General features: G+C 36.3%; 18 protein-coding genes. 15 read left to right on the top strand and 3 right to left on the bottom strand.

The window, feature by feature from the left end; translation table 11 throughout:
• Positions 1-10 precede the first annotated feature (10 nt).
• Positions 11-760, top strand: a complete 750-nt coding sequence (locus I5M07_RS14630) for a uroporphyrinogen-III synthase (RefSeq protein WP_200107193.1) — start codon at positions 11-13, stop codon at positions 758-760.
• A gap of 76 nt (positions 761-836) precedes the next feature.
• Here the strand turns inward: I5M07_RS14630 and I5M07_RS14625 are convergent, their stop codons facing one another.
• Both I5M07_RS14625 and I5M07_RS14620 read right to left on the bottom strand, forming a co-directional pair.
• Entirely contained in the window at positions 837-1,523 is a 687-nt protein-coding gene (locus I5M07_RS14625) for a zinc metallopeptidase (RefSeq protein ID WP_200107192.1), read from the bottom strand.
• A gap of 203 nt (positions 1,524-1,726) precedes the next feature.
• Entirely contained in the window at positions 1,727-4,876 is a 3,150-nt protein-coding gene (locus I5M07_RS14620) for a leucine--tRNA ligase (RefSeq protein WP_200107191.1), read from the bottom strand.
• A 186-nt stretch (positions 4,877-5,062) separates the two neighbouring features.
• Between I5M07_RS14620 and I5M07_RS14615 the strand changes: the two genes are divergently transcribed.
• The 10 genes from I5M07_RS14615 to truB all read left to right on the top strand — a co-directional run bounded on the left by I5M07_RS14615 (position 5,063) and on the right by truB (position 12,585).
• Positions 5,063-5,410 (top strand): winged helix-turn-helix domain-containing protein, encoded by a 348-nt coding sequence (locus tag I5M07_RS14615; RefSeq protein ID WP_200107190.1) that lies wholly within the window; start codon positions 5,063-5,065, stop codon positions 5,408-5,410.
• A gap of 96 nt (positions 5,411-5,506) precedes the next feature.
• Positions 5,507-6,883, top strand: a complete 1,377-nt coding sequence (locus I5M07_RS14610) for an alginate export family protein (RefSeq protein WP_200107189.1) — start codon at positions 5,507-5,509, stop codon at positions 6,881-6,883.
• 11 nt (positions 6,884-6,894) lie between these two features.
• Positions 6,895-7,656 (top strand): molybdate ABC transporter substrate-binding protein, encoded by a 762-nt coding sequence (modA, locus tag I5M07_RS14605; RefSeq protein ID WP_200107188.1) that lies wholly within the window; start codon positions 6,895-6,897, stop codon positions 7,654-7,656.
• Between the two features lie 60 nt (positions 7,657-7,716).
• Positions 7,717-8,118 (top strand): TOBE domain-containing protein, encoded by a 402-nt coding sequence (locus I5M07_RS14600; protein WP_200107187.1) that lies wholly within the window; start codon positions 7,717-7,719, stop codon positions 8,116-8,118.
• Positions 8,111-8,788 carry a molybdate ABC transporter permease subunit gene (gene modB / locus I5M07_RS14595; protein WP_200107186.1) on the top strand — a complete coding sequence of 226 codons (678 nt, stop codon included), beginning with the start codon at positions 8,111-8,113 and terminating at the stop codon, positions 8,786-8,788. The genes I5M07_RS14600 and modB overlap by 8 nt, the downstream gene beginning before the upstream one ends.
• Positions 8,785-9,660 (top strand): ATP-binding cassette domain-containing protein, encoded by an 876-nt coding sequence (locus I5M07_RS14590; protein WP_200107185.1) that lies wholly within the window; start codon positions 8,785-8,787, stop codon positions 9,658-9,660. Before modB ends, I5M07_RS14590 begins: the two co-directional genes overlap by 4 nt.
• A gap of 127 nt (positions 9,661-9,787) precedes the next feature.
• On the top strand, positions 9,788-10,663 hold the full coding sequence (locus I5M07_RS14585; protein ID WP_200107184.1) for a cell division protein FtsX: 876 nt from the start codon (positions 9,788-9,790) through the stop codon (positions 10,661-10,663).
• Between the two features lie 110 nt (positions 10,664-10,773).
• Positions 10,774-11,028 (top strand): DUF3098 domain-containing protein, encoded by a 255-nt coding sequence (locus I5M07_RS14580; RefSeq protein ID WP_200107183.1) that lies wholly within the window; start codon positions 10,774-10,776, stop codon positions 11,026-11,028.
• Between the two features lie 70 nt (positions 11,029-11,098).
• Entirely contained in the window at positions 11,099-11,893 is a 795-nt protein-coding gene (locus I5M07_RS14575; protein ID WP_200107182.1) for an undecaprenyl-diphosphate phosphatase, read from the top strand.
• A gap of 2 nt (positions 11,894-11,895) precedes the next feature.
• Positions 11,896-12,585 (top strand): tRNA pseudouridine(55) synthase TruB, encoded by a 690-nt coding sequence (gene truB / locus I5M07_RS14570; protein ID WP_200107259.1) that lies wholly within the window; start codon positions 11,896-11,898, stop codon positions 12,583-12,585.
• Between the two features lie 293 nt (positions 12,586-12,878).
• Here the strand turns inward: truB and I5M07_RS14565 are convergent, their stop codons facing one another.
• Entirely contained in the window at positions 12,879-13,469 is a 591-nt protein-coding gene (locus tag I5M07_RS14565) for a thymidine kinase (RefSeq protein WP_200107181.1), read from the bottom strand.
• 232 nt (positions 13,470-13,701) lie between these two features.
• On the opposite strand from I5M07_RS14565, the gene I5M07_RS14560 reads away from it, so the two are divergent.
• The 4 genes from I5M07_RS14560 (at position 13,702) to fic (ending at position 16,495) form a co-directional block, all read left to right on the top strand.
• Entirely contained in the window at positions 13,702-14,649 is a 948-nt protein-coding gene (locus I5M07_RS14560; protein ID WP_200107180.1) for a hypothetical protein, read from the top strand.
• A 24-nt stretch (positions 14,650-14,673) separates the two neighbouring features.
• A complete protein-coding gene (gene rsmI, locus I5M07_RS14555) occupies positions 14,674-15,396 on the top strand; it encodes a 16S rRNA (cytidine(1402)-2'-O)-methyltransferase (RefSeq protein WP_200107179.1) in 723 nt (240 codons plus the stop codon).
• Between the two features lie 112 nt (positions 15,397-15,508).
• Positions 15,509-15,853, top strand: a complete 345-nt coding sequence (locus I5M07_RS14550; RefSeq protein ID WP_200107178.1) for a HopJ type III effector protein — start codon at positions 15,509-15,511, stop codon at positions 15,851-15,853.
• Positions 15,854-15,943: 90 nt separating this feature from the next.
• Positions 15,944-16,495, top strand: a complete 552-nt coding sequence (gene fic, locus I5M07_RS14545) for a protein adenylyltransferase Fic (protein WP_200107177.1) — start codon at positions 15,944-15,946, stop codon at positions 16,493-16,495.
• Positions 16,496-16,575 lie beyond the last annotated feature (80 nt).

Raw genomic sequence — 16,575 nt, 5'->3', positions numbered from 1 at the left:
GTATTATAATATGAAAGTGAAAACAATTTTGGTATCGCAGCCAGAACCTAAAGTAGAAAATTCTCCATACTTTGAGCTGCAACAAAAGCATAAGATAAAAATTGATTTCAGACCTTTTATCCATGTTGAAGGAGTTAGCGCCAAAGAAATTCGTCTTCAAAAAATAGACCTTAACAACTTTACTGCCATCATTTTAACCAGTAGAAATTCGGTTGATCATTTTTTTAGAGTAGCCGAAGAAATGCGTTATAAAATTCCTGAAACTTTAAAATATTTTTGCCAATCAGAAGCTGTTGCTTTTTACCTTCAAAAATATGTTGTATACCGCAAGCGTAAAATTTATGTGGGCGCGAAAGATTTTGCCGATTTATCTCCGCTAATCAAAAAATACAAAGACGAAAAGTTTTTATTACCCGCATCAGATCAATTAAATGCAGATGCTCCTATAACATTAGATAGTTTAAAAGTAGATTGGACACAAGCCACTTTTTACCGTACTGTAATGAGCGACTTGTCTGATTTGGCTGATGTTTATTATGATGTTTTGGCTTTTTTTAGTCCAACCGGAATTAAATCCTTGTACAAAAACTTCCCAGACTTCAAACAAAACAATACTCGCATTGCTGTTTTTGGAAGCACTACACAAAAAGAGGCTTTAGAACATGGTTTACGAGTAGACATTATGGCACCAACACCAGGAACACCCTCTATGACAATGGCTTTAGAAAAATACGTTGCCGAGGTAAACAAATCCAAATAAAAAAATAATACTCCATAAAAAAAGCTGCAATTTCTTGCAGCTTTTTTGTTTGGGTTCATTTCGCTAAATGGATTTTTTAATCCCTTCTACCTCCCATATAAATTGAAATGTAATACAACAAGGTTCCTATTGATCCGATGGCTGCTACAACATAAGTTCTAGCCGCCCATTTTAGCGAATCTGCTGCTCCGGCATACTCGGCAGGATTTAGCATGTTTTTGTTTTTTAACCAAGCCAAAGCACGATTACTCGCATCGTATTCTACAGGTAAAGTTACAATAGAGAAAATTGTGGTTGCCGAAAACAAGATAATCCCGAATAACAGCAATCCTGGAAACGTATTCACTAAAAAGATTCCCGCCAATAAAATCCATTGCATAAAACTAGAAGCGATGTTTACAAAAGGCACCAATTTAGAACGCATCGTCAACCATTGATAGCCTACAGCATGTTGCACAGCATGCCCACATTCGTGAGCCGCTACAGCCGCCGCCGCCGCATTACGCTCGTGAAAAACTGCTTCACTTAGGTTAACCGTTTTATCAATGGGATTATAATGATCGGTTAAACGACCTGGAGTCGAAATCACGCGTACATCATAAATCCCGTTATCGTTTAACATTTTTTGAGCTATTTCGGCACCGCTCATGTTGTTTTGTAGGTGCAGTTTGGAGTAATGCTCAAACTTGCTTTTTAATCGTGAACTAACCAGCCAGCTAAGGAGCATAATAGCGCCCGCTAAAATCAAATATCCACTTCCCATATCTTTTTGTTTTTTGTTGCTATTTTCAAATACACAGCAATTTACAAACCATTTTCAATAAATATCATTTTGACATTCGTTAAATAATTCCCAAAAAAAATCCAAATTCCAATAAACACCATGTTACTGAAATTTGGATTATTAAAATAGTTACTAGATTATTAGCAATAACCATTGATAACTCACCATTTACAATTAAAAAACTATCCTACCAAATTGATGATTTTTCCTGGAACGATTATCACTTTATTTGGCGTTCTACCATCTAATTGTTTTTGGGTTCTTTCGTCTTTCATCACGATTTCTTCAATTTGCTCTTTTGTCAAATCCAAAGGTAACTTGATAGTGAAACGCATTTTTCCGTTAAACGAAACTGGGTATTCTTTCTCCGATTCTACCAAATGTTTCTCATCAAAAATAGGGAAAGCTACATCTGAAATTGAAGTTGTATTCCCTAAAGCCTGCCATAATTCCTCAGCAATATGTGGTGCATAAGGCGAAATCACAATTGCCAACGGCTCTAAAATCGCTCTTGAATGACAATTTTGCGAAGACAACTCATTCACACAAATCATGAACTGAGAAACCGAAGTGTTGAAAGAGAAATTCTCGATGTCTTCTGTAACTTTTTTGATGGTTTTGTGCAATGATTTTAAGTTGTCTTTGGTTGGTTCGTCGTTGTTTACAATTAAACCATTATTTTCATCAAAATACAAGCGCCATAATTTTTTAAGGAAACCAAAAACTCCCGAAATACCGGCCGTATTCCAAGGTTTGGCTTGTTCCAATGGTCCTAAAAACATTTCGTATAAACGCAAAGTGTCAGCTCCGTATTCAGCACAAATAGCATCCGGAGTAACTACATTGTATTTCGATTTTGACATTTTTTCGACTTCGCGGCCTACAATGTATTTTCCATTTTCTAAAATAAATTCAGCATTTGCATAATCTTCACGCCAAGCTTTGAATTTATCTGTATCTAATTCATCAGATGCATTTACGAAAAAAACATCAGTATGTAATTTATTAAATGATTGTTCATAAATTGTAATTTCTGAAGTACTAGAAGTAGTTTTATCAAATAAGAAATCTGACAATTGTTTTAATATTTCATTTTCAGCATTAAAGACAAAAACTTCTCTTCCTCTTTTTAAAGAAATTTTAAATTCAGAATTTACATCACCCCCATTTTTTATAAAATCAAAATATTCCTTAGAACTATAATATAAATCCTTTAATCTATTAAATTCTTTATAATATTTTAAACTTACAAAAAATGATTTTCCATAAATACCATCTCCAACAGTATCGTTACCAAAACCATCTCTTCCACCAGAAACACTTGTTATATTCAATCTATAAACAAACGCACTCGTCCCCAAAATCATTCCCTGATTAATCAGTTTTTTGAATGGCTCTTCGGTTGGGGCAAAACCTTTGTCTTTCAAAAATTTATTCCAAAAACGCGAATATAATAAGTGACCGGTTGCGTGTTCGCTTCCACCAATGTATAAATCAACGCTTTCCCAATATTTCAATGCTTCTTCGCTTGCAAATTCTCCGTCATTTTTAGCATCCATATAACGCATCCAATACCAAGAACTTCCTGCCCAACCTGGCATGGTATTCAATTCTAATGGAAAAATAGTTTGGTTATCGACTGCGCTCGAACTGACAACTTTATTGTTCACACTATCCCAAGCCCAAACAGAAGCGTTTCCTAACGGAGGCAAACCGTCCTCGGTTGGTAAATATTTTTCTACTTCAGGCAAAATAATTGGCAAATGTTGTGCGTCAATCATTTTTGGAAGTCCATTTACATAATACACTGGAAATGGCTCTCCCCAATAACGCTGACGAGAGAAAACGGCATCACGTAAACGGTAGTTTACTTTACCAAAACCTTGGTTGATTTTCTCTAATTCTTCAATTACTTTTTGAGTTCCTTTTTTATAATCCAAACCGTTTAAGAAATCCGAATCTACTAATTGGAAACCTTCTTTGGCTCCGTAAGCAGCTTCTGAAATATCTTTATCAAAAATATTCTTGATAGTCGGCATTCCGTTTTGTCCTTTAAAGAAATTCGCAAAAGCATAATCTCTTTCATCGCCACAAGGAACCGCCATAACCGCGCCTGTTCCGTAACCCGCCAACACATAATCTCCAATCCAAACTGGAATTGGTTCTTTGGTAAACGGATGCTCGGCATAGGCTCCTGTGAAAACTCCCGAAATGGTTTTTACATCTGCCATACGCTCTCTTTCGGAACGTTTTGCTGTTTTTTCGATATAGGCTTCCACTTCCGCTTTTTGTTCTGGAGTTGTAATTTGCGCCACCAATTCGTGTTCTGGCGCCAAAGTCATGAAAGTTGCTCCGAAGATGGTATCAGGACGAGTAGTGAAAACTTGTATGGCTTTCGGCTCTGAGCTGTGAGCTGACGGCACAAGGCTGAAAGTAACCATCGCACCAACCGATTTTCCAATCCAGTTTCTTTGCGATTCTTTGATCGATTCACTCCAATCAATATCATTTAAACCTTGTAATAAACGCTCCGCATAAGCCGAAATTCGCATGCTCCATTGCGTCATTTTTTTACGAACAACTGGAAATCCACCACGTTCAGAAACACCGTTTACGATTTCGTCATTTGCCAAAACCGTTCCCAATCCTGGACACCAGTTTACTTCGGTTTCTGCCAAATATGTTAAACGATATTGCAATAAGATTTTTTCCTGTTCATCTTTAGAAAATGCATTCCATTCCGAAGCAGAAAAAGCCGCAATATTATCATCGCAAACAGCATTTACTGTTGCATTTCCTTCTTTTTCGAAAACAGCAACTAAAGTTGAAATATCCTCAGCTTTGTCCGAATTTTTATTGTACCAAGAATTGAATAATTGAATGAAAATCCATTGTGTATGTTTGTAATAATCAGGATTCGAAGTACGTACTTCTCTGTCCCAATCAAATGAGAATCCGATTTTATCCAATTGTTTTCTGTAACCCGCAATTTGATTGCCTTCTTTATCAAAACCTCCGTCAATGTTTACACGAGTAGTATCTTCTGGACGTTGACCTGTTTGAATCGCATATTGCTCTGCAGGCAATCCGAAACTGTCATAACCCATTGGATGTAATACATTAAACCCTTGATGTCTTTTGAAACGCGAATACACATCCGAAGCGATGTAACCCAGCGGATGCCCTACGTGCAAGCCCGCTCCCGAAGGGTAAGGAAACATATCCAAAACATAATATTTTGGTTTATCTGAATTGTTTTCGGCTGCAAAAGTTTTATTATCGGCCCAATATTTTTGCCATTTGGCTTCGATTTCGTTCGGATTGTATTTCATTTCAAAGTGACTAAGTTTCTAAGTGACTAAGTTTCTAAGGCTTTCCACTAATTAATTATGAGCAGCAAATTTACATTTATTGTATGGGGTATGAAAATAATTTATTAGCAATGATTTTTTCTAAAATGCTACATATTATATACGTAAAAATACTTATTTTAGCGCTGTGTTTTTAAAAACATAATGATGAGTGATGCAAAAAAATATCATGTTGAAGTTCGGGTTTGGATTCAGGAAGCGCAAGGCCCTTTTTTAGGAATTGGTAAAATTTGGTTGTTGGAAAACATTCAAAAAACAGGTTCGATAACCAATGCAGCCAAAGAAATGAAAATGGCGTATCGTCAGGCGTGGCAATTGGTTCAGGAAATGAACGAACGTTCCGAAAGTCCGTTAGTTGAAAAACTTTTAGGAGGCAAAGGCGGTGGTGGTGCGCGATTGACCGAAGCGGGTATAAAAGCTATTCAAACTTTTTATGAAATAGAAAAACGCATCAAAGCCTTTGCTGAAACAGAAATGGAACGACTAAAATTTTAAGCCAATACATTCTTTTTAAACGTAAGTTTGCACTCGTTTCACAAAAAACCAAAACAAAATTAATCTATAGCCTACTCCCTATCGCGACCAAAATCCATGAAATCAAAATTCATAACTGCCATACTGTTCTTTTTTATCTGTCAACTCAACTGGGCGCAAAACCAGGATCAATTACTCCAACTTTTAATCGAAAAAAAAATAATTTCACAACGTGAAGCTGATTCTTTGTCGGTAGTATCGGATTTTGATAAAAAAGTGCAGGATGAAAACAAATTTTTTTCTATTGGTTTAGAATTTAGGCCTCGATTGGAGTACCGAAACGGTTACCATCAATTGCGAAATGATACTACTGATGCTGCTTTTTTTGTGTCGCAACGCAGTCGCATTAATATTGATTATGCGCAGTCGAAATTTAAATTTCACACTTCCATTCAAGATATTCGCCTTTGGGGACAATACGGGCAGATTTCTGGAGCGGGTTCATTAAATGTTTTTGAAGCCTTTGTAGATGCGGCTTTGTATGAGAATCTTTGGATTCGTCTTGGGCGACAAAAAATAGATTTGGATAACGGTAGGATTTTCTCGGCTGCCAATTGGAGTCAACCCGGACGAGCACATGATGGTCTTAATTTGATTTTTGCTAATGAAAAAATCGAATCGCAATTCATTTCCGCTTTTAGTCAGATGTCAGAACGTTTTTTTGAAACAACATATTCACCTACCACTTTCAATAATTATAAAATATTGAATGTGCATTTTTTGAAAGCTAAATTGAATGAAGAATTCACTTTAACAACGATTAACGCAGCCGACAGTTACGAGAGTAAAACCAACGCTAAAACATTGTACACTAGAGGAACTTCTGGCGGAAGAATAGCGTTTGAAAAAAATGGTTTTTACGCTACACTTAGCGGTTATTACCAATATGGTCAATTACAAAATAGTTCCAAAATTTCAGCTTTTTATTTGCAACCCGAATTGCGTTATCAATTAAAAAAGCTAACAAGTCGTTTAGGAGCCGAAATTATGAGTGGTGACGATGCGACTCATCCAAGCGAAATTTCAAAATCATTTGTACCATTGTACGGTGTGGCTTGGAAATTCATGGGAAATATGGATTATTTCACTATTTTCCCTCCAGATGTTCATAATGGTGGTTTAATAAATCCGTATTTAATTATGGAGTATGAATTGAGTCCTAAAGTAATGATTCGCTCCGATTTTCATTTGTTTTACTTGCAAAATAAAGTCTTAGACAATACATTAAAACCTGTCAATTCCTATTTAGGGTTTGAAAACGATTTGTCATTGCATTACAAATGGAATTCATTCACGATGGTAGATTTTGGATTTTCGTACATGGCTCCAACCAAAAGTATGGAAGTTTTAAAAAATGGTGATAGTGGATTAACGCCAGTTTGGAGTTATGTGATGGTGACTTTTAAACCCGAATTGTTTAGTTCAAAAAAATAAAATAACCACAAATGAAAACCAAATTTCTGTATATAATCCCTTTCTTTTGGATAACTTCTCTGGTTGTGGGGCAAGAAAAAGCCACGGTGGTTGTAGCGGCCAATTTAAAATCGGCTATGGACTCGGTGGCAAAAGTTTATCGCATTCAATACCCGAAGGATGTCATTCAAATTACTTATGGCGCTTCGGGAAAATTTTACGAACAAATTAGCAACGGCGCACCATTTGATTTGTTTTTTTCGGCCGATATGAATTACCCTAAATTATTGAAAAATAACGGCATTTCCGTTTCTCCCATAAAAATGTACGCTATAGGAAGATTGGCCGTTTGGAGTAAAAAAATTGATCCAACCAAAGCCAAAATGAACTCTTTAATTGATTCTAAAATCAAGAAAATTGCCATCGCAAATCCAAAAACAGCACCTTATGGAGCAAAAGCTATCGAAAGTTTAAAACATTTTAGACTTTATGATAAACTTAAACCAAATTTGGTATACGGCGAAAATATTGCGCAAGCCGCACAATTTGTAGCTTTTGGCGCTGCTGATATTGGCATCATTGCTTTATCAGACGCATTGTCGCCCGCAATGAAAAAAGAAAAAGGCAAGTTTTATGTCATTCCGCAAGAAAGCCACAAACCGTTAGAGCAAGGTTGCCTCATTTTGAAACATGGGAAACAAAATGCGGCAGCAAAACGATTTTATGATTATATTTCATCTGAAAAAGCAATTCAAATTTTAACGTATTTCGGCTATTCACAAAACACGAAATAATAGATTTAAAATAAAATTTAGCGAATCTGCGAAATCTACGTGCAAAATAAAAGCGTAAATATGAACTCACTTTTAGGAAATATCATCAACATAACTACCGACAGCTCTTTGTCTTTGGTACAACTAAAAGTGCAAAATATTGTGCTAACCACTATCGTAATTGACACACCTGAAACTTCTAATTATCTTAAAGTTGGCAATTGTGTAAAAGTACTTTTCAAAGAGACCGAAGTTATTTTGGCTAAAAACATCTCTGGAATTATTAGTCTGCAAAACAAAATAGACTGTGTGGTTCGTTCTTTTGAAAAAGGGAAATTACTCTGTAAAATAGTGCTGCATTTTGGCGATTCTAAAATCACTTCGGTCATCACTCGAAATGCTTTTGACCAACTCGAAATTCAAGAGAATGATATCATTACAGTACTGATAAAAACCAACGAAATAAGTTTAGCTCATGATTGATTTTGCACCGCTTTATGTAACGCTAAAATTGGCATTAACTACCACCTTCCTTTTGTTTTTGGTCGGTTTGCCTTTGGCGTATTGGTTGGCGTACAGCAAAGCAAAATCGAAAATAATTCTCGAAGCTATAGTCAGTTTGCCTTTGGTTTTACCGCCCTCCGTTTTGGGGTTTTATCTGCTACTTGCCTTTAGTCCCGAAAATGCATTTGGCCATTTTCTAGAAAATTATTTTGATATTCGATTGGTTTTTACCTTTTCCGGATTGGTTGTTGCATCGGTTTTGTACAGTTTGCCTTTCATGGTGCAACCTTTACAAAGCGGTTTTCAATCGTTACCTCCAAATATAAGTCAAGCCGCTTATACTTTAGGCAAAAACAAATGGCAAACCCTAATACACGTACAGTTGCCCAATATGAAAACAGCCATGGTTACGGCTATCGTTTTAAGCTTTGCACATACCATTGGCGAGTTTGGTGTGGTTTTAATGGTGGGAGGCAGTATTCCGAATGAAACCAAAGTTGTTTCGATTGCTGTTTTTGATGAAGTTACGGCTATGAATTATGAAACTGCCGCCATTTATTCCTCTATACTTTTGGTTTTTTCTTTTTTAATTCTGATTGGGGTGTACGGTTTCAAAAACCGATTCGCTAAAATAAGTCCGTTATCATGATCGAAATTAAAACCAGTAAAACATTACAATCCGCAGCGGGAAGCATGACTTTAGAACTCGATTATAAAGTTGCTCCTCATGATTTTGTGGCGCTTTATGGCGCGTCGGGTTCTGGAAAAACCACCACGTTGCAACTGCTCGCTGGTTTGACACAACCCGAAAAAGGGTATATAAAAGTAAACGATAAAGTTTGGTTGGATACTGAATCTAATGTGAATTTACCCCCTCAGCAGCGCAAAATTGGGTATGTATTTCAGGATTATGCGTTGTTTCCGAATATGAGCGTTCGGGAAAATTTACTTTTTGCTTTGGAGAATAAAAAAGACCAAGCCATCATAGCAGAATTGTTAGAAACCATGGAATTAAAGGGTTTGGAGCATCAAAAACCCCATCAATTATCGGGGGGACAGCAACAACGTGTGGCTTTGGCAAGGGCGTTAGTTCGTCGTCCAGAACTTTTGCTATTGGATGAACCCTTGTCGGCAATTGATACCGAAATGCGCCTAAAATTGCAAGATTACCTTTTATTAGCACATCAAAAATACCAGCTGACCACTCTTTTGGTAAGTCATGATATTGCCGAGATTTACAAACTTTCCAATCGGGTTTTGGTTCTAGAAAAGGGCCAAATAACCCAAGATGGTTGTGCATCAGCCGTATTTTCGACTCAAACTTCGAGTGGCAAATTTCAATTTATGGGAACGATCTTAAAAATCGAAAAAGAGCATTTCCTCTATATCGTCTCGGTTTTAATTGGCCATCAACTAGTAAAAGTGGTGGCTATGGAAGAAGAGATTAATACTTTCGCAGTAGGTGAAAAAATTGCTGTTTCTTCAAAAGCTTTCAATCCTATTTTGAATAAACTGCGGTGATTTTAATCCAAAACCAACGAATTTTACCTCAAAAAGCTAGTTTCGGTACTAAAGTCAAAACTTTGAACATTATTAACTGCATATAAAGAAATTCTTTATTATTTTTACCCCATAATTACAGCAAACTATGGCATCTAACTTTGATAAATTTCAAAAACGCAGGTTAATTTCCTCTTATTTTTCGGTTGTACTCAGTGTATTTTTAGTATTATTTTTATTGGGGGTTTTGGGATTATTTGTAATTAATTCGAAAAAACTGGCCGACGATTTTAAAGAAAAAATTGCCATGACGGTGTTTTTTGACAACGAAGCCAATGATAGCATTATCAAAGCATTTGGTACCGATTTGAAAAAAATGCCTTTTGCAAAAAAATTCGTTTATGTTTCTAAAGACGAAGCAGCCAAATTGCATACCGATATTATTGGCGAAGATTTCTTGACGTTTTTAGGCGAAAACCCACTTCAAAATTCGTATGATATTCATTTAAAAGCCGATTATGTAGAACGCGACAGCATCGTTAAAATTGAACGAACTTTGCGTAAAAACGAGATGATTTCGGATATTGTATACGACAAACAATTGGTGAATTTGGTAAACGATAACATCAAAAAAGTCAGTTTTTGGATATTAATCATCAGCGGATTTTTAACTGTAATTGCCGTATTATTAATCAACAGTTCGTTACGATTATCCATTCATTCCAATCGTTTTATCATTAAAACCATGCAAATGGTAGGCGCCACCAAAGCGTTTATTCGTAAACCGTTTGTGATGCGAAGTGTTAAACTGGGTATGTTAGGCGCTGGATTGGCCATTATTGCCCTGATTGCGCTTTTAATTTACGTGAACACCAATTTCCCAAGTTTGGGTATTTTAGATGATAAAATTTTAATTGCCTTTGTACTTATTAGTGTTTTAGGAATCGGCATTTTAATTACTTGGCTTAGTACCCACTTTGCCACACAACGTTTCTTAAATTTACGTACCGACGATTTGTATTAGTATTCAGTTAGCAGTTAAAAGTGTTCCGTTTTAGAAACGGATAACTATTTATGACTCAAATAAAAATTAACAAAATGAAGGAATGCTAAATAGATTCCTTACCCATAAAAATGAAAAACGACAAAGAAGTAAATAAACAAGAATTTCTTTTTGATAAAGTAAATTATAAAATTCTATTAATCGGAATTGCCGTTATTGCATTTGGATTTATTCTGATGTCGGGCGGCGGTAGTGATGATCCGAATGTTTTCAACGAAGATATCTTCAATTTTAGAAGAATTCGTTTGGCACCTACTACTGTTTTAATTGGTTTTGGTATTACTATTTACGCTATTCTTAAAAACCCGAAAAAAAGTAATCAGTAAGCAATTGTAAGTTGACAGAATATGCTCCTAAACTGAATACTAAAAAAAACTGATCACTGATCACTAATTTATGAATACATTACAAGCCATTGTTCTTGCTATAATTGAAGGGATTACCGAATTTTTACCGGTATCTTCAACTGGTCACATGATTATTGCGTCGTCTTTTTACGGCATTGCGCAAGATGATTTTACCAAGCTTTTTACCATTGTCATTCAGTTGGGCGCTATTTTATCGGTTTTGGTTTTGTACTTCAAACGTTTTTTTCAAACCCTCGATTTTTATTTTAAACTGTTAGTCGCTTTTATTCCAGCTGTGGTTTTAGGACTGTTATTAAGCGATGTTATCGATCAATTGTTAGAGAATCCTATTACCGTAGCTGTTTCGTTATTATTGGGCGGTATCATTTTGTTAAAAGTAGACGATTGGTTCAACAAACCTTCCTTTGGCGTTGAAAAACCCATTACGTATTTACAAGCATTCAAAATTGGCCTTTTTCAATGTTTGGCTATGATTCCGGGCGTTTCTAGAAGTGGTGCTTCGATAGTCGGCGGAATGTCGCAAAAATTAAGCCGCACTACAGCAGCCGAGTTTTCGTTCTTTTTAGCTGTCCCGACTATGTTTGGCGCAACCGCCAAAAAATGTTACGATTATTACAAAGCCGGATTTGAATTGTCTCAAGATCAAGTTAATTTATTGATTATTGGAAATATTGTAGCTTTTGTTGTGGCCCTTTTGGCTATTAAAAGTTTCATTGGATTTTTAACCAAAAATGGCTTCAAAGTTTTTGGCTATTACCGAATCATTGTGGGAATCTTATTGCTGATTATTCACTTTTTTATTCATCCACTGACTATCATCTAATGATCACGCCCGAAGAATACCTCGAAGGACAGGTTTTATTAATAGACAAACCCCTGCACTGGAGTTCCTTTCAGGCGGTAAATAAACTCAAATACACGTTAATTAACAAAGTTGGACTACCAAAAAAGTTCAAAATTGGACATGCGGGTACGTTAGACCCTTTGGCTACCGGTTTATTGTTAATTTGCACGGGAAAATTTACCAAACGAATTTCAGAACTTCAAGGTCAAGCCAAAGAATACACGGGCACTTTTTATATAGGAGCCACTACGCCGTCGTATGATTTGGAAACCGAAATTGATCACACTTTCCCAACTGCCCATATTGATGTAAATTTAATTCAGGAAACGGTCTCGCAATTTTTAGGCGAAATTGATCAAAAACCACCTGTTTTTTCGGCTATAAAAAAAGACGGAAAACGCCTTTACGAACACGCCCGTGCTGGCGAAGAAGTTGAAATTGCCGCTAGGAAAACGACTATACATGAATTTGAAATTACCCGAATTGCGTTGCCCGAAATCGATTTTAGAGTCGTTTGCAGCAAAGGTACTTACATTCGGTCGTTAGCCTTTGATTTTGGAAAAGCATTACATTCTGGCGCGCATTTAACTGCTTTACGCCGAACTAAAATTGGCGATTACGATGTAAAAAATGCATTTGACATTACCGAATTCGTAAACAGTTTTGAATAGTAACTACTATCACGAAAAATAAAATCCATCGAAAAAATTGTTTTAACGATGGATTTTACTTCAACATAATGTCTCAACTTTAAAAAACTTCCGTTTGCATTAATAATGCACGGTACCTTTTCCTCCATAGAGTAAGTTAGACATAAACCGATAAAAGCGTTCAAATAAATTTTTCATGATGTTGTTGTTTAAAGGTTAAACATACTGCAACACCATTACAATAGCGGGTTCATCTGTAGATTGTACGACACTCTAATTTACAAAAAAATCACTGAATTATAGCACTTTAAATACTATTTTTCTTGATTTTTTTTCATTGCTTCAAAATAGGCCGCACGACTTAACGGTTCGTATTCTTCGGTTTCGCCTAACATAACCAATTTATCGTTAGCTGTTTTCCGAAAACTATAATTCGCCAAATTTCCCGTTCGGGTGCACACGGCGTGTACTTTGGTTACATACTCGGCAGTCGCCATTAGCGCCGGCATTGGTCCAAAAGGATTTCCTTTAAAATCCATATCAAGACCCGCCACAATAACCCGAATTCCTTGATTAGCCAAATCGTTACAAACCGTCACAATTTCGTCGTCAAAAAACTGCGCCTCATCAATCCCGATTACATCGCAGCCTTGTGCCAAAATAGCAATATTAGCTGCTGCCGGAACAGGTGTCGATCGGAATTCGTTGGCATCATGCGACACCACCATTTCGTCATGATACCGTGTATCGATAGTCGGTTTAAAAATTTCTACCTTTTGTTTGGCAAATTGAGCACGCTTTAATCGGCGAATCAGCTCTTCGGTTTTACCCGAAAACATTGATCCACAAATAACTTCAATCCAACCAAACTGCTCTTTGTGATTTACTGTATTTTCGAGAAACATTTTGTATTTTTCTAGCTTTAAAAATGAATAGTTTTTATTACTTTGTACTGGTAATAATTCGAGCTAAAAATAGTCTGTTTTTAGGCCTTTTCAAAAGTAGAAAATTTTTATCAAATCGAGGTTCGCATTCGGTTAATTCGAAAAACAAAATACGATGTATGTCCACTTCGAACCATTTAGTAATCAGAAATAATTTCAAGTAAATACGCTACTCACTATAATTTTAACTGTTATGAAAAAAAAATTGGAAGCCGATTTAATCAGCATTGCACATCGAATTTTAAAGCTTAAAAACAAATCCGATATCAATCAATTGTATCTCGAAACACAGAAATTATATGAAAAATTATCGGTTCTTAAATTTGTAGAAGACCATTTTGAAGGTGCAAAACCCACTATTGGTCGCAGCGAAATTGAGTCGCAACTGGAAACCGCTTTTGAATCCGCACCTATTGCTTTAGAAGTTCCTGTAACGACCGAAGAACCAATCATTTTAGAAGAAATAACCGCTACCGCAGCTGAAATTAGCATAGAAGAAACTCCGGCGATTCGTATAGAAGAGGAAACGATTGAGGCAGTTGAAATAACCGAGAACACCGAAGTTATAGCAGAAAAACCAGTCGATTATCCTGTTTTTAAAGAAGAAGAAAAAAAAGCCATTGAAATGGTTACCGAAACTCATTTCAGTGAATTTGAGCCCGCTTTTGAATTAGAGGAAGAGGAAGAAGAAATCGAAGAACCTCAACTTATTACCAAACCCCAAGCCGTACAAATTTCGTTTGAGGATTTGATGGGGATAAGTTATAAAGAAGCACAATTTGTTAAAGTGGAAGACGTAGAAAAAACTCCCGTTGCACCACCAAAAGCGGTTCAGGAACAAAAAACCGAACCCGAAATAGCGGTTTTAGAACCAAAAGAAATCAAACCGATGTCTTTAAACGAACGCCTTTCAAAAGGCATTCAAATTGACTTGAACGACCGATTGGCTTTTACCAAACACCTTTTTGACAACAGTCCCGAAGATTACAACCGCGTTTTAAATCAACTTACCACGTTTGATACGTATGGCGAAACCAAACAATTTATTGAAGACATGGTCAAACCTGATTATAACAATTGGCAAGGTAAAGATGATTATGCACACCGTTTTATGGAAATTTTAGAGCGCAAGTTTTTGTAAATCGTTTAAAAAGCATTCCCATTTATGTCAAAATTATACATCGTTCCCACTCCCATTGGCAATCTGGAAGACATGACTTTTCGTGCCATTCGGGTATTGCAAGAAGCCGATTTGATTTTGGCCGAAGACACACGTACCAGTGCCAAATTGCTGAAACATTTTGACATTGCCACACACATGCACAGCCATCACATGCATAATGAGCATAAAACTTCAGATCATGTGGTGCTACGTTTAAAGGCAGGCGAAACCATTGCCTTGATATCGGATGCAGGCACTCCGGCTATTTCGGATCCAGGGTTTTTATTGGTCAGAAGCTGTATCGAAAATAACATAGCCGTAGAATGTTTACCTGGCGCTACTGCATTTGTTCCAGCCTTAGTGAATAGTGGTTTACCCAACGACAAGTTTGTCTTTGAGGGTTTTTTACCCGATAAAAAAGGGCGTCAAACCCGTTATTTGCAATTGGCCGAAGAAACTCGAACGATGATTTTATACGTTTCGCCGCATAAGTTGCTCAAAACATTAAGTGAATTTGTGCAGTATTTTGGAGCAGACCGCCCCATTTGTGTTTCGAGAGAATTATCCAAACTACACGAAGAAAATGTGCGCGGAACAGCTCAAGAAGTTTTGGCTCATTTTGAAAAAAATGCGCCTCGAGGTGAAATTGTGGTAGTAGTAGGAGGAAAGCCCATTGTAAAAGAAGCCAAGAAAAATAAGTTTCAAAAAGACAACGAAGAAGAATAAAGATAGATTTACCTAATGTTGTCACATCGAGCACAGTCGAGATGCGGAATTGGTTCTCGACTGCGCTCGATGTGACAAACTAAATGATACATTAAAAAATTAAATTATAATCATGAGCATTCAAGCCTTTTTAGAAAAACTAAAACAAACTCCAACACAAATTACATTTCCAGAAACCATTGCGGTTATTGAAGCAAATTACGATTTTACTCCAACGGCTTTCACCAACGGAACACAACACAATGAAGCTGGACAAAATTCTGGTTCTTGCAAATTATTTGCTTTCGCCAAATTACAAAATTTAACCAAAGAAGAAACTTTAGCTTGTTTCGGTGCCTTTTATTTTGAAGAAGTTTTGGGAGATCCAGAAGGAACCAACCACCAAAACATCCGTAATTTCATCAACTTAGGTTGGGATGGGATTCAATTTGAGGGAGAAGCTTTGAAGTTGAAATAAATTTAGTACAGGAAAACAACATTGATATTAAAAACATCTGTGAAAATCTGTTAAATCTGCGTGTTATTTTTAAATTACCTATAAATCGCTATGAATAATATTGATAAAAACAGTCTCGAAAACGCTTATCGATTGTTCGAATCGAATGATATAAATTTCATTGAGATTGGCACGACAAAAGGACTTCAAGCTATTCATAAATATTTATTCCACGGACTATACGATTTTGCGGGCCAAATCCGTAAACTGAATATATCCAAAGGAGGATTTAGATTTGCAAACGCACTGTACCTAAATGAAATTTTGGTCAAAATCGAACAAATGCCCGAGAATAGTTTTGAAGAAATCATTGCAAAATATGTGGAAATGAATATTGCGCATCCTTTCATGGAAGGCAATGGAAGGTCTATGCGAATTTGGCTTGACTTGATTTTAAAGAATAGAATTCAAAAAGTCGTTAATTGGCAATTTGTTGATAAGACACTCTATCTCCAATCAATGGAAAGAAGTCCTATTAATGATTTGGAATTGCGAACACTTTTAAAGGAAAACTTAACTGACGAAATCGATAATCGTGAAATTATATTTAAAGGAATCGAACAATCCTATTATTATGAAGGTTACAAAAAGGAGGATGAGTAATCATAAATAGAATAGCGTCAGCTGGTAACCTCCTATTCATGCCATTGTTGGCTTCTAGTAAAAAGAAAAAGCGTTTTTCT

Origin of the sequence: Flavobacterium agrisoli, from assembly GCF_016522065.1 — a bacterium.
In the GTDB taxonomy this organism is placed as follows: domain Bacteria; phylum Bacteroidota; class Bacteroidia; order Flavobacteriales; family Flavobacteriaceae; genus Flavobacterium; species Flavobacterium agrisoli.
This window is presented reverse-complemented; position numbering and strand designations above follow the sequence as displayed.